This is a genomic window from Streptomyces sp. NPDC020192 (genome assembly GCF_044388685.1).
Classification (GTDB): domain Bacteria; phylum Actinomycetota; class Actinomycetes; order Streptomycetales; family Streptomycetaceae; genus Streptomyces.
This window is the reverse complement of the sequence record NZ_JBIRXG010000009.1, coordinates 24,662-37,966: the sequence shown is the minus strand read 5'-3', so window position 1 is coordinate 37,966 and position 13,305 is coordinate 24,662. Positions and strand designations below refer to the sequence as shown.

At 70.6% G+C, this 13,305-nt stretch carries 7 protein-coding genes and 1 pseudogene; 4 read left to right on the top strand and 4 right to left on the bottom strand.

Annotated elements, in window-relative coordinates; all coding sequences use genetic code 11:
• Window positions 1–363: 363 nt before the first annotated feature.
• The 3 genes from ACH47Z_RS18830 (at window position 364) to ACH47Z_RS18820 (ending at window position 5,636) form a co-directional block, all read left to right on the top strand.
• Entirely contained in the window at window positions 364–2,646 is a 2,283-nt protein-coding gene (locus ACH47Z_RS18830) for a (Fe-S)-binding protein (RefSeq protein ID WP_399074906.1), read from the top strand.
• Window positions 2,647–3,018: 372 nt separating this feature from the next.
• Entirely contained in the window at window positions 3,019–4,359 is a 1,341-nt protein-coding gene (locus tag ACH47Z_RS18825) for a sugar transferase (RefSeq protein WP_399074904.1), read from the top strand.
• Between the two features lie 14 nt (window positions 4,360–4,373).
• Window positions 4,374–5,636 carry a hypothetical protein gene (locus ACH47Z_RS18820; protein WP_399074902.1) on the top strand — a complete coding sequence of 421 codons (1,263 nt, stop codon included), beginning with the start codon at window positions 4,374–4,376 and terminating at the stop codon, window positions 5,634–5,636.
• Here ACH47Z_RS18820 and ACH47Z_RS18815 read toward each other — a convergent pair.
• Together ACH47Z_RS18815 and ACH47Z_RS18810 are read right to left on the bottom strand one after the other, a co-directional pair.
• Window positions 5,615–7,522, bottom strand: a complete 1,908-nt coding sequence (locus tag ACH47Z_RS18815) for an asparagine synthetase B family protein (protein ID WP_399074900.1) — start codon at window positions 7,520–7,522, stop codon at window positions 5,615–5,617. The genes ACH47Z_RS18820 and ACH47Z_RS18815 overlap by 22 nt on opposite strands.
• Window positions 7,522–9,792: a bi-domain-containing oxidoreductase gene (locus tag ACH47Z_RS18810; protein ID WP_399074898.1), complete on the bottom strand. Its 2,271-nt coding sequence runs from the start codon at window positions 9,790–9,792 to the stop codon at window positions 7,522–7,524. The genes ACH47Z_RS18815 and ACH47Z_RS18810 overlap by 1 nt, the downstream gene beginning before the upstream one ends.
• A gap of 262 nt (window positions 9,793–10,054) precedes the next feature.
• Between ACH47Z_RS18810 and wecB the strand changes: the two genes are divergently transcribed.
• A complete protein-coding gene (gene wecB, locus ACH47Z_RS18805; RefSeq protein ID WP_399074896.1) occupies window positions 10,055–11,383 on the top strand; it encodes a non-hydrolyzing UDP-N-acetylglucosamine 2-epimerase in 1,329 nt (442 codons plus the stop codon).
• Here wecB and wecC read toward each other — a convergent pair.
• Both wecC and ACH47Z_RS18795 read right to left on the bottom strand, forming a co-directional pair.
• A pseudogene (wecC, locus tag ACH47Z_RS18800) lies at window positions 11,285–12,463 on the bottom strand (UDP-N-acetyl-D-mannosamine dehydrogenase); the annotation flags it as partial. The gene wecB and the pseudogene wecC sit on opposite strands and share 99 nt — an antisense overlap.
• Window positions 12,464–12,495: 32 nt before the next feature.
• Window positions 12,496–13,203: a class I SAM-dependent methyltransferase gene (locus ACH47Z_RS18795; protein WP_399074894.1), complete on the bottom strand. Its 708-nt coding sequence runs from the start codon at window positions 13,201–13,203 to the stop codon at window positions 12,496–12,498.
• Between the last annotated feature and the right edge of the window lie 102 nt (window positions 13,204–13,305).

Below are 13,305 nucleotides of genomic sequence, written 5' to 3'. Positions count from 1 at the left end.
CCGCTCGGGGGCGGACGCGCCTGAGCGGGAGGCACGGTGTCCGGGCGACGACGGACTCGTCCCCCGGTCGGCGCTGCACGGCATCGCGGCCCACCCGGAACGGGCCGATTCCGGGTCACCAGGGCGTTCTGGCCAAAATGTATCGTGTGGTATTCGTACTGGCCGGCGCAGTCGAGCGGCTGCGCCGGCCGAGCCGCGAGGACGCCCCCAACAGCGACGCAGATCACCGCTTGCGCCACTACAGTGCGGCGGCATAAGTCGGTAATCTCAGACGCACCGCATAAGTTACCGTCTAGTAATCACACCTTCGTAGTACACCGGAAGTACAACGGAGCAAACCTCGCAGGCCCGAGGAGCCCCCAAATGCAACTCGCCGCGATCATCGTGTCGCTGGTCCTGACCGTGGTCGGCGTTGCGCTGTTCGCACGCGCCATCGGCCAGTTCGTCCGGTATTTCAGGCTCGGCCAGCCCGTGCCCGCCGGCAGCCGGACCGACAACCCCTACCAGCGCAGCGTGACCCTGGTACGGGAGTTCCTCGGCCACACGCGGATGAACCGGTGGGGCATCGTGGGCATCGCCCACTGGTTCGTCGCCATCGGCTTCCTGACGCTGCCGCCGACGATCATCAACGCCTACGGCCAGCTGTTCGAGGCCGACTGGACGCTGCCGATCGTGGGCGACTTCCTGCCGTACGAGATGTACATCGAGTTCATCGGCTCGATGACCACCCTCGGCATCGCCACGCTCATGATCATCCGCCTGCTGAGCCTGCCCTCGTGGCCGGGCCGCAAGTCGCGGTTCGCCGGCTCGAAAATGGGCCAGGCGTACTTCGTCGAGTACGTCATCCTCATCATCGGCCTGGCCATCTACGTCCTGCGCGGCCTGGAAGGCGCCCTGCACCACGTGGGCCACTACGAGGCCGGGTACTTCGCCTCGTACCCGCTGATCCTGGCGTTCAAGGGCCTCAGCCTCTCCACGCTGCAGAACCTCACCTACCTGGCCGCAATGATCAAACTGGGCACGACCATGATCTGGATGATCACGGTCTCGCTCAACACCAACATGGGTGTGGCCTGGCACCGCTTCCTGGCTTTCCCGAACATCTGGTTCAAGCGCAACGCCACCGGCGGGACCGCGCTGGGCGCGCTGCAGCCGATGACGTCCGGCGGCAAGCCGATCGACTTCACCGACCCCGGTGACGACGACGTGTTCGGCGTCTCGCAGGTCGAGCAGTTCTCCTGGAAGGGCCTGCTGGACTTCTCCACCTGCACCGAGTGCGGCCGCTGCCAGTCGCAGTGCCCGGCCTGGAACACGGGCAAGCCCCTGTCCCCCAAGCTGCTCATCATGTCCCTGCGGGACCACGCCCACGCCAAGGCGCCGTACCTACTGGCCGGCGGCGGCAAGACGGCGGAGGGCGAGGAGAAGGCGTCCGAGGAGCAGCTCGCCTCGGTGCCTGCCTCGGCTCTGGCCGAGGTGGAGCGACCGCTGATCGGCACCGCCGAGGAGAACGGCGTCATCGACCCGGACGTGCTGTGGTCCTGTACCACCTGCGGCGCCTGCGTCGAGCAGTGCCCGGTGGACATCGAGCACGTCGACCACATCGTCGACATGCGCCGCTACCAGGTCATGATCGAGTCCGCGTTCCCGTCCGAGGCGGGCACGATGCTCAAGAACCTGGAGAAGAAGGGCAACCCCTGGGGCCTGGCCAAGAAGCAGCGCCTGGAGTGGACCAAGGAGGTCGACTTCGAGATCCCTGTCGTCGGCAAGGACATCGAGGACCTCTCCGAGGTCGAGTACCTGTACTGGGTCGGCTGCGCCGGCGCCCTGGAGGACCGCGCGAAGAAGACCACCAAGGCCTTCGCCGAACTCCTCCACATCGCGGGCGTGAAGTTCGCCATCATGGGCGGCGACGAGAAGTGCACCGGCGACTCGGCGCGGCGGCTGGGCAACGAGCCGCTGTTCCAGGAGCTCGGCATGGAGAACGTGGCCGCGCTGAACATGGCCTTCGGCGAGGAGACCGACGAGGACGGCAACGTCACGCCGGAGTCCAAGAAGCCGAAGTCGGCCAAGAAGATCGTCGCCACCTGCCCGCACTGCCTCAACACCCTCGGCAACGAGTACCCCCAGCTCGGCGGCGACTACGAGGTCATCCACCACACCCAGCTGCTCCAGCACCTGGTCGACGAGGGCAAGCTCGTCCCCGTCACCCCGGTCGAGGGCATCATCACCTACCACGACCCCTGCTACCTCGGCCGCCACAACAAGATCTACACGCCCCCGCGCGAGATCATCGGCAAGGTCCCCGGCCTGCGCAACGAGGAGATGCACCGCCACAAGGAACGCGGCTTCTGCTGCGGCGCCGGCGGCGCGCGGATGTGGATGGAAGAGCGCATCGGCAAGCGCATCAACAACGAACGCGTCGACGAGGCCCTCTCCGTCAACCCGGACATCGTGTCGACGGCCTGTCCGTTCTGCCTGGTCATGCTGACCGACTCGGTCAACGGCAAGAAGAACGAGGGCAAGGCCAAGGAGTCCATCCAGGTCGTGGACGTGGCCCAGCTCCTCCTCGACTCCGTCAAGACCCCGGTCGACCCGGCTGGCGAGGCCGAGACGGAGAGCGAGCCGGAGCCAGAGCCCGTGAAGTAACCGGCGCTCGTACGCCGTCGAGGGGCCGGAGTCGCAGGGTGCGACCCCGGCCCCTCGACTGTGCATCGGCCCCTCCGATTCCGCGTGCTTCGTATATGCGCGGGTCATGAAGCTCTGCTCATCGGGTGAGAGTTGACTCGCGGTCCAGCGTCGCGACGCGCTCCCCCGCGGTCTGCCAGACACACTCAATTAGTCCTTTTTGACCAGCTTGGAGGACTAATGTCGCTGCCTGGGGAGACCATGCCCCACGTACCAGTACCAAGACCGGCGCAGACACAGGTCGTCCGAGAGCGGCGACCAGCCGGGCGCCGCACCGGCAAACCTCCCTGGTACGGGCTTGTATCCGTCCTTGGCGACGGGGCCGGCGCCCTGGTGCCGGTCTATCTGGCCTTCGCGATGTCCGGGAGCACGCGTGCCGTCACCTACGCGTCGGTGGCGGCTGCGGCGTGGATCCTCGTGCGCGGCGCACGAGGACGATATGCCGAACGCCGTCTCGGTGAGCGCAACAACCTCGGCCCCGCGCTGCAGGACTGGCTGGTGCTGGTCGGACTGCTCGCTGTCGTGCGGGCGGCGACAGGCGAGGAGTCACCCTTCCTCTTCGCGTTGGCCGCCCTGGTGCCCTGCGCCCCGACGAGTGCCATCGTGCACGCACTGATCCACCGTCACCTGGTGGCCCGCCGCCGCGACGGCCGGGCCGTCCGCCGGGCCCTGGTGATCGGCGAGGCGAACGCCATCGACGGTCTGGTGAGGCACCTCGCCAAGCGCACCGACCACGAGTTCGTCGTCGTCGGAGTGTGCCCTATCGGCGACGAGGACCCGCAGGCGCCGGCCCTGGCCGCCGCCCGCCTCGACCGACAGGCGCCACCGCACATGGCGGCCGACTCGGCCCCGGTGCTCGATGCGGCCCGCCGGCTCGACGTGGAGGTCGTCCTCGTCATGACGGGGCCGTGCATGACCGGACCGCGCCTGAGGCGGCTGTCGTGGGCCCTGCACAGCGAGGAGTGCCCGCTCGTGGTCGTACCGGGCCTCACCGAGGTGGCCCGGCGCCGGGTGGGCGTCTCTTCGGTGGCCGGGCTCACGCTGCTGGACGTGGCCCCGCCCCTGAGGCGGGGATGCGCGACGCTGCTGAAGTCGGCGACCGACCGGCTGGGCGCCGTACTGCTGATCGCGCTGCTCGCCCCGGTGTTCACAGCCGTGGCCCTCGCCGTGTGGCTGGACTCCCCGGGCCCCGTCGTGCACCGGCAGACGCGCATCGGCCGCGGTGGGAAGCCCTTCACCATGGCGAAGTTCCGCACCATGGTCGCGGACGCGGAGCGGATGAGGCACCAGCTCGCCGCTGCCAACGAGCAGGGCGGCCAGATGTTCAAGATCCGCCACGACCCCCGGATCACCCACGTCGGCCGGGTGCTGCGCCGCTACTCCCTGGACGAGCTGCCCCAGCTGTTCAACGTGGTCCAGGGACACATGTCCCTGGTGGGCCCGCGGCCACCCCTGCCCGAAGAGGTCGCCGGCTACGACGAGGTGGAGCTGCGCAGGCTGGCCGTCAAGCCCGGCCTGACCGGCCTGTGGCAGGTCAGCGGCCGCTCCGACCTCTCCTGGGACGAGACCATCGCTCTGGACCTGCGGTACGTGGACAACTGGTCGCCGTCCGTTGACCTCGAGGTGCTGATGCGGACGGTGCGGGCCGTCTTCGCGGGCACCGGTGCCTACTGATCGCCGGAGGACCCATGCTGTCGAGAAGCACCCCCACCGCCCCCTCGCCCCAGGACCGCTCCGAACCGGACCGCCGCACGGCTGGGGACCCCCTCTGCGAGCCCCGCGACACCGCGGACGTGCTCGCCCTGGCGGACAGGCTCTTCCGCTGGGCCGACGCCCGCGACTGGGCCGGCCCCGACCCGTACGACGGGCTCACCGGCCCGGCGGGACGGCTGGCCGTGCACCGCGTGCTCCGCCAGGCGGTCCTGCAGACCGTCAAACGCAGCCGGATCGACCTGCGGGGAATCCTGGGCATCCGCCCGCTGCGCACCGCCACGGCCGCCGGAACCGCGGCCGGCGCCTGCGCCCGGCTCTCCGCCTCCCCGGTGTGGCAGGAGCGCGCCGCACGGCTGGGCCGGTGGACGGCCGGCGAGCAGATGTCCGGACGCTACGCCGGACTGTGGCGCTACGAGTTCGACGTGCAGACCCGCTGGGCGTACTACCCCGCCTCCGTCCCGAACCTGGTGGCCACCACCTTCTGCGCGGACGGTTGTCTGGACACCGGGACGCTCGACGTCGAGGCCGTGCGGTCACTCGCCCACGGACTGCTGGAGCACCTCCACAACGGCGTGTTCTTCACCTACACCCCGACCAGCGGCACCCTCGTGCACAACGCCAACCTCATGGGTGCCGCGCTCGCCGCCCGCCTGGCCCGCACCGGGACCCTGCCCGGCGCCCTGGCGGACCGGCTGGCCGATGCCGCCCGGGGTGCGGTCGAGGTGAGCCTGGAGGATCAGCGTCCCGCCGGCTCGTGGCCGTACGGGCGGGGCCCACGACTGGACTGGGTGGACGGCTTCCACACCGGATACGTACTGCTGCGCCTCGCCCAGGCGGGAGCGCTGCTCGGCCTGGACGTCCGGACCCCTCTCGAACGCGGGACGGACTACTACCTGCGGCACCTGTTCGACGGCCCCCTGCCCCGCTACTTCGCGGACGGCCGGACCAGACGGGACCCGAACAACGACGCGACTGCGGTGCGCATGGCGGCGTGGGCGGCCGGGCAGGGCTTCGTCGGGGCCGACTTCGCCCGCTCCGTCCTGGCGGCCGTCGTGGACCGCTACCCCGGCCTCGGCACTGGGACACGGGCAGGCGGCTCCCACGGGAACAGAGCCCTGTGGGAGTCGCCCCGATGGAGCGCCGCCCCCCTGCTGGACGCGCTGACCGCACTCGGCGCCGCGCTGCCGGGCGGCCCCGGGTCCGCGGACCCGGCCGGTCAGCGGGCCGCGGCCGCCTGATAGCCCGCCAGAACGTCAGCCGTCCGCCCGAAGCCTCCCGCCGTGTTCCGCTCCCACCACACGGCCGCGCAGAGCAGCCCGAACACCGCGAGACCCCGGTCCCGCCGCCCCTGCACGTGTTGGGCGACGAGGCGGTCGGCAGTCCGCCGGTCGAAGAGGTCGTCGAACAACGGGGCGCGTCGTACCTCGGCCCACAGCCGGTCACCGTGCTCGCGCAGCAGCGACCGCACCGGCGCTCCGAACCCCGTCTTGGGGCGCCGGACGACGAACTCCGGTACGCCGGAGGCCAGCGCGGCCGCGCGGAAGCACGCCTTGCCGTCGCCCAGCCGCAACTGCTCCTCGGCAACGGCGCCGAGGGCGGTGGCCACCACCGACTCCCCGAGGAACGGCACCCGCAACTCCACGCCGGCACGCATCGACGCGCGGTCGCCGTACAGCAGGTTGAGGCCCGGCAGGAACAGCCGCCGGTCGCACTCCGCCAGCGCCGCGAGGGGAGTCCCGCCGGCGTCGAGCACCGCGTCCGCCACCTCCCGATGCCGCTCGGTGACCGCGCCCAGCCCGACGAGCGGCGACAGCGTGGCCCACTCCTGCCCGGAGTAGTACGCCTGCGTCGCCCACGACCAGTCGCGGGCACCCAGCTGGAGCAGCCGCCCGAACTTGTCCGCGCGGCCCCGGTAGCGCCGGGGTGGCGGAACGAGGACGGTGGCGCCGAGGGCGGGGCGCACCCACGCGGGGAGCCGCTGCAGCAGCAACACGGCCTGGTAACGCTCGTAGCCGAGGAACAACTCCTCGACGCCGAGCCCCGACAGCAGCACGGTGGCCTTGCCGCGGGCGGCGTGCGAAAGCTGCATGAGGGCGATGGCGGCCGGGTCCCCGAAGGGCAGCTCCATGGTGGTGACCAGATCCGGGATCCGGCGCAGCACGTCGACATCCAGGTCGACCCAGGTAAGCGGCAGGTCCAGCCGCCGGGCGACCCGGGCGCTGTAGGGAGCGTCGTCCTCGAACGGCTCCGCAGTGGCCGCACCGCCCCCCGGTCGAGCGGCGAAGGCGGGTCCGGCGAAGCCCCCCCTGTGCAGTTCCACGCCCAGCCAGGTGCTGTCCAGACCTCCGCTCAGCAGCAGGCCCACCGTCACGTCCGCACGCACCTGCCGGGCCACCGACTCACGGACCGCGGCGCCGATGTCCTCGGCGGGCTGAGCGGCACCGGCCCGCCACCAGGGTGAGGGCCGGCCGTACTCGGGGGCGCGCCGGGACAGCACCGTGCCTGCCGGAACCGTACGAACGCGCTGCCAGCCGGTCCGCGGCGGGGGCGTCCACAGGAACATGGCGCCCTGCGCCACCGCGACCGGGTCGGCGTCGCCGGCCAGCCCGGCGGCGCGCAGCGGTTCGATCTCACTGGCGAGCCCGACCAGCCGGCCCGCCCCGTCCGACGCCGCGTACAGCGGTTTGATGCCCAGCCGGTCACGCCCGTAGCGCAGTTCGCCGTCGGGCAGGACGAGGGCGAAGGCGAACATACCGTCCAGTTGGTCCAGCAGCCGCGGCGCGTCCGGCTGCAGCAGCAGTTCGTAGAGGACCTCGGTGTCGCCCTCGGTCGTGAACATCACGTGCCGCTTCCGCAGCACCTCACGCAGGTACGGGGTGTTGTAGATCTCGCCGTTGTAGACCATCACGCCCCGCTCGGGGGACCCGAACGGCTGGTCGCTCCTGGGGTCGAGGTCCACGACGGCCAGGCGGCGGAAGTGCAGCGCCGCGTGCCAGGTGCCCCCGTCGAGATCCAGGTGTCCGCTCGCGTCGGGGCCACGGTGCGCGATCGCCGCACAGGGGTCCGGGTGCGAGGACGGTCGGCCCCGCCCGGCCCCGTTCAGCAGGACGACGAAGCCGCACATCAGAGCGCTGCCGTGACCGAGGCCGAACCAGGAGCCTGCCGACCCGGTTCGGGCACGGCGGCCGCGGGCGCGCATCCCAGAGCCCTGACCAGAGCGGGTGTGGAGGGGGCGGTCTCCATGACACGGTCCTCCGCGAGTGAGCGGGCCGCGCGGCATGCGACCAGAGAACTCCACAGCGCCGCGCCGAAGTCGGCGGCGGCCGCGGTCGCCGCGTCCAACTGCTCGCCGCGGACGAGGCGGACCAGGGCGCGCATCTCGGCCGCGTGCCCCTTGGGCGCGCCGCGGTACTTCGTCGTGGCCGCCCTGCCGCCCCTCCACACGGTGAGCGAACCGAAGTCGTCGATCCTGGCCGCCACCCCGTCGGCGGCCACTTCCAGAAGTTCCTTCGGCGCGCCGGGCGGTGTCAGCCCCCCGTACACGACGGAGGCGGCCGACCCGTCGTCGTACGTGACCTGGAGGGTGACGCTCTGGGCGGTGGCCGGGTCCCTGCCGTCCACGCCCACGGCCCGCACGGCGACCGGTCTGCCGGGGACCAGGAAGCCCGCGGTGTCGATGAAGTGGCACACCTCACCGAGCAGCCGGCCGCCCTGCCCGGGGTCGAAGTACCAGTGCTCGGCCGGGAGCCGGCCCGCAAACACCCGGTAGACGACCTGGAGGGGCGCTCCGGCAGGGAGTGCGGCGCGCAGGTCCCGCAGCGCGGGGGCGAACCGCCGGTTGAACCCCGCCATCGCCGGGGCGCCGGAGAGCAGCCACGCGTCGGCGAGGTCCTCCAGTTCCGTCTCCGTGAGGCCCAGGGGCTTCTCGCAGTACAGGGCGGCGCCGCCCTTCAGCACCCGAGCCGCGTACCGGCCGTGGCTGTCGTGGCGGCTGAGCACCATCACGCAGTCCGCGTCGCCCGAGGCGAGGCCGGTGTCGACGCTCTGCTCGACGGTACGGAAGCCCCACCGCCGGCCCTGGTGCGCGGCGGACAGTCCCCGTCCCCCGGCCACCCACGAGAACGCGACGTTGGGCTCTCGCGCCAACTCGGGAAAGAGCGTCCGCGTCGCGAAGTTGCCCGCTCCGATCGCCGCGACCCGAATGGTTCCCCGCGGAGTGCTCCACCTGCGGGTGCCGGGCGGGGGAACCGGCGGCGACACGAGCTGCGCGGTGCCGGGGTAGCGCAGGAGGAGGGCGACGCTCCGTCCGGTCCCGGACGGCTTCAGGGCCTCGTACGCGTCGGCCGCGTCCTCCATGGGGAAGACCCGCGGCTTGAGCCGTGCGAAGTCCACAGCGCCCGTCGCCAGCAGCCGCAGCACCTCGGCGAGGTTGCGGCGTTCCGTCCACGGGACGTAGCCCTCGGGATACCCCTGGCCCCCTTCTTCGAAACGCGGGTCGTACCGGCCCGGGCCGTAGGACCGCGCGTACCGGATCGACAGTTCCTTGTGGTAGTACGACGATCGCGGTGGCGCCACGTTCACGTCGCCGACGACCACCACTGTCGCACGGTCACGGGCGAGGCGGCCGGCGAACTCAACGGGGTCGGAGCTGGACGTGGCGGCGGTGATGAGGACCGCGTCCGCACCGGCACCGGCCCAGCGCCGGGAGAGCACACCGGGCAGACCGTCGGCGTCACGCGGGAAGGCCGTGAGGCCCGCAGACTCGGCGAGCGCCACCATGGCCGGGTCGGGGTCGACGCCCAGCCCGTCGTACCCGTAGGCGCGCAGCAGATGCAGTGTGATCTGACCGACCAGGCCCAGGCCGATGACGGCGATCCGGGAGCCCGGTACCGCCTCGGCCTGGTGAATGCCCTGAAGCGCGATCGCGCCGACCGTGCCGAAGGCGGCCCACTGGGTGTCCACGCCGTCCGGCACGGGCACCACGAGGTTGCGGGGCACGGCCACGATCTCCGCGTGCGACGCGTAGCGGGCCCCGGCGGCGGCGACCCGCATCCCGGGGCGGATGTCGCCGACTCCCTCGCCCGTCCGCAGGACCGTGCCCGCACAGGAGTATCCGAGCTGCACCGGACGGTCCAGACGGTCCTGGACCGTCCGGTAGGTCTCGGCGAGGCCCGTCCGCTTCACGCTGTCGAGTACCTGCGCCACCTGCTCGGGCCGCTGCCGCGCCTTGCCGATCAGGCTCTGCCCGCCGGTCGAGACGGTGGCCCGCTCCGTTCCCGCGCTGATGAGCGACCAGTCGTTGCGGATCACCACCTGCCCGGGGACTGCTTCGGGGGCGGGGACTTCTCCCACCGTGACGGTACCGGTACGCGGGGACAGAAGCACTGTTTTCATTTCGTGCCTTACAGGATGGGGGACGCGAAACCACGGCGCACTGTAGGCAGGGCAATCCACAGGAACTCGCGCCTGGCCTGCGGAGCGGACCAGACGGCCGAAAATCTCCATACGGAGGGGTGAACACGCCTTTGGCCTGGCGGGCATTGTCGCGGAATACCGCTTCGCTGGTGCCCGGAGAGCGCTTATTCCGCTCCGAGGAATACGACCACCGGTGGGGCCCACCCGGCCGCGGTCCGGCGCCGCTCGGAAGGAGACTCGGGTGAAGCGATTGATGGTCATTTACGGGACGAGACCGGAGGCCATCAAAATGGCCCCGGTCATCAAGGCACTCAGCCAGTCCCGGATGTTCCGTCCGACGGTTACGGTAACGGCCCAGCACCGCGGCCTGCTCGACCAGGTGCACGCGTTGTTCGGCATCCGTGCCGACCATGACCTGGACATCCTCAGCCGGCACCAGTCCCTCGCCGACATCACCGTCCGCGTCCTCGATGGGCTGTGCCCCCTGCTTCGGCACGAGCACCCGGACGCAGTGCTCGTCCAGGGCGACACCACGACCGCGTTCGCCGGGGCCCTCGCCGCCTTCTACAACCGGATCCCCGTGGTCCACCTGGAGGCCGGACTGCGCACCGACGACCGGTACTCGCCCTTCCCCGAGGAGGTCAACCGCCGACTCGCGACCCAACTGGCGTCCCTGCACCTGGCGCCCACCTGGCACGCGCGGGACAACCTGCTCCGGAGCGGCGTCTCGAAATCGTCCGTGGTGGTCACCGGGAACACGGTCATCGACGCCCTGCGCTGGGCGGTGGGACGGAAGGCGCACTACGGAGATCCGGCACTGGCCGACCTCGACGACACCGCTCGCCGGGTCCTGCTGGTGACAGCTCACCGCCGTGAGTCGTGGGGCAGCGGAATCGAGTCCATCGGCGGTGCCCTCGCCGACCTGGCCCGCACCGAGCCCGAACTCCTCATCGTGCTCCCGCTGCACCCCAATCCGGTGGTGCGGGCGGCGATCCTGCCCCAGATCACCCACCTCGACAACATCCGCCTGACGGAACCACTGGCCTACGGGGCGTTCGCCAGGCTGATGAACCGCGCGCACCTCATCCTGACCGACAGCGGCGGCATCCAGGAGGAGGGGCCGGGCCTGGGCAAGCCCGTGCTGGTCATGCGGGACACCACGGAACGTCCGGAAGCCGTCCGGGCCGGCACGAGCCAGTTGGTGGGAACCGACCGCGAGCACATCGTGAAGCAGGTACGCCTGCTGCTGCACGACCGGGAGCTGTACGCCGCGATGGCGAAGGCCGTCAACCCGTACGGCGACGGTCGTGCCGCGGACCGTACCGTACGGGCGATCGGGCACTGGATGGGGCTGTGCGAACGCCCCGCAGAGTTCGGTGCCGTGCCACGGACCGCGGACGAGTCGGCCTCAGCGCCAGAGGCCGCGGGTGTCGAACACGGCCTTGCCACGCAGCGCGGTCCGCTTGACGCCGCGGAAGGCGTCGTGGTCCACCAGCAGCACGACGATGTCGGCGTCCCGCACGGCGGTGACGACGTCGACGAGTGCGACCTCGCCCGGGCGTGCCAGTGACTTCGGCAGCTCTCCGATGTGCGGCTCCACGACCAACAGCCGGCCGACCCGCCGTTCGGCCAGTTGCGTGACGATGTGCAGGGCGGGGCTCTCCCTCAGGTCGTCGATGTTCGCCTTGAAGGCCAGGCCGAGGCAGGCGATCACGGGGTCCTTGAACCGTTCGGCGGTCCGGACGACCTCACCGAGCACATAGCCGGGCCGCTCGTCGTTGACCTCACGGGCGAGCCGGATCAACCGCGACTGCTGCGGGGCGGTGGACACGATGAACCATGGGTCCACGGCGATGCAGTGCCCACCCACGCCCGGCCCGGGGCGCAGGATGTCGACGCGGGGATGGCGGCTGGCCAGGGCGATGACGTCGCCTGCGTCGATGCCGAGGTGGTCGCAGACCATGGACAGTTCGTTGGCGAAGGCGATGTTGACGTCCCGGAAGGCGTTCTCGCTGAGCTTGGCCATCTCCGCCGTGGTGGCGTCGGTGAGCAGACACTCGCCCTTGGTGAACACCTCGTAGAGCGTGCGCGCCCGCTGCGCGCAGCCCTCCCCCACCCCGCCGACGACCCTGTCGTTGGTCACGATCTCGATCATCGTCCGCCCCGGCAGGACACGCTCGGGACAGTGGGCGACCCGCACGTCGGGCGCGTCGCTCACCTCGTGGGGGAAGGCCAGATCCGGCCGGTGCTTGCCCAGCCACCTGGACAGTTCCACGGTGGTCCCGGGCGGCGAGGTGGACTCGAGGATGACGAGGTCGCCCGCCTTGAGCACCGGGGCCACCGAGGCCGCGGCACTGCGCACGTACGACAGGTCCGCGGTGCGGTCCTCATGGAGCGGCGTGGGCACGGCGATGATGAAGGCGTCGGCGGACTCGGGCGCCCCCGTCGCCCGCAACCGCCCCATGGCCACGGCACCGCTGACGGCCACCGCGAGGTCGGGTTCGACGAAGGGGGCGCGGCCGGCGTTGATCAGTTCGACGGTGGCGGGGTTGACGTCGACGCCGATGACGTCAACCCCGTTGGTGGCGAGGGCCGCGGCGGTGGGCAGACCGATGTAGCCGAGCCCTACGACACAGACACTGGAGAACACCAGGAGATTTCCTTTCCGGACGTGCGTACCCCTCAGGCTCCTTCGGGGATGGACTGGCAGACCAGGACCTGCCCCTCGGAAAAGGCAGGCCGCAGATGGGCGGCGATGCGGGAAACGGCGTCGTAGCAGCGAGCCCTGGGGCTGTTGCCGGAGTCGACGTGATAGAAGAACCACTGTTTCGGGCGCAGCCCGCAGTCAGAGACGAGGCGCGCCAGCGACGCAGGCGTGAAGACATAGACATGGTCCGGATGGATGATCTCCAGACCCGCCAGCGTGTTGATCAGGTTCTTGGCAGCCAAACCATTGGGAGTCGAGAGGATCAGCTCGACACCGTCGCCCGCTTCCCGCATCAGGCTCACAATGCCGCGCAGGAACGAGGCGGCGTCCCGCACGTGTTCGATGACATCACCGGCCAGTACGATTTCAGGCCTGAATTTCACCAGGTCGCCTCTGTCCTTCGGATCTGCGACATCGGCCACCGAATATTCACCACCCAGGCGGTCACGCAGGAGCTCGACGCCGGCAAGGTCGACGTCCACACCGTGCACTTCAGATGCCACTCGCAAGAGCTTGGCGTGCAGAAGTGATCCTTTCTCCAGCCTCTCGGCGGTCAACGGGGAATCCGCGCAGCCAACGTGGAGGACGCGACGTCCAGCACAGAGGTTCAGCAGCAGAGCATCCCGATCCCCCCTCACCGGCGCGCTGACAAGCTGCTGGGAAAAGAACCCGGACTTCGACATGACACCTCTCCTTCTTAACCCACCCACTCTTTATCCGGAGAGTATCCTTGATTCCTCGGAACGTTGAGGAATGACACACCACGGGGTCACGGCACCGATGAT

Coding starts and splice junctions, on each gene's coding strand:
- ACH47Z_RS18810 (WP_399074898.1), bottom strand. CDS start 9,792: ATGAAAACAGTGCTTCTGTCCCCGCGTACCGGTACCGTCACGGTGGGA.
- ACH47Z_RS18795 (WP_399074894.1), bottom strand. CDS start 13,203: ATGTCGAAGTCCGGGTTCTTTTCCCAGCAGCTTGTCAGCGCGCCGGTG.
- ACH47Z_RS18830 (WP_399074906.1), top strand. CDS start 364: ATGCAACTCGCCGCGATCATCGTGTCGCTGGTCCTGACCGTGGTCGGC.
- ACH47Z_RS18815 (WP_399074900.1), bottom strand. CDS start 7,522: ATGTGCGGCTTCGTCGTCCTGCTGAACGGGGCCGGGCGGGGCCGACCG.
- ACH47Z_RS18820 (WP_399074902.1), top strand. CDS start 4,374: ATGCTGTCGAGAAGCACCCCCACCGCCCCCTCGCCCCAGGACCGCTCC.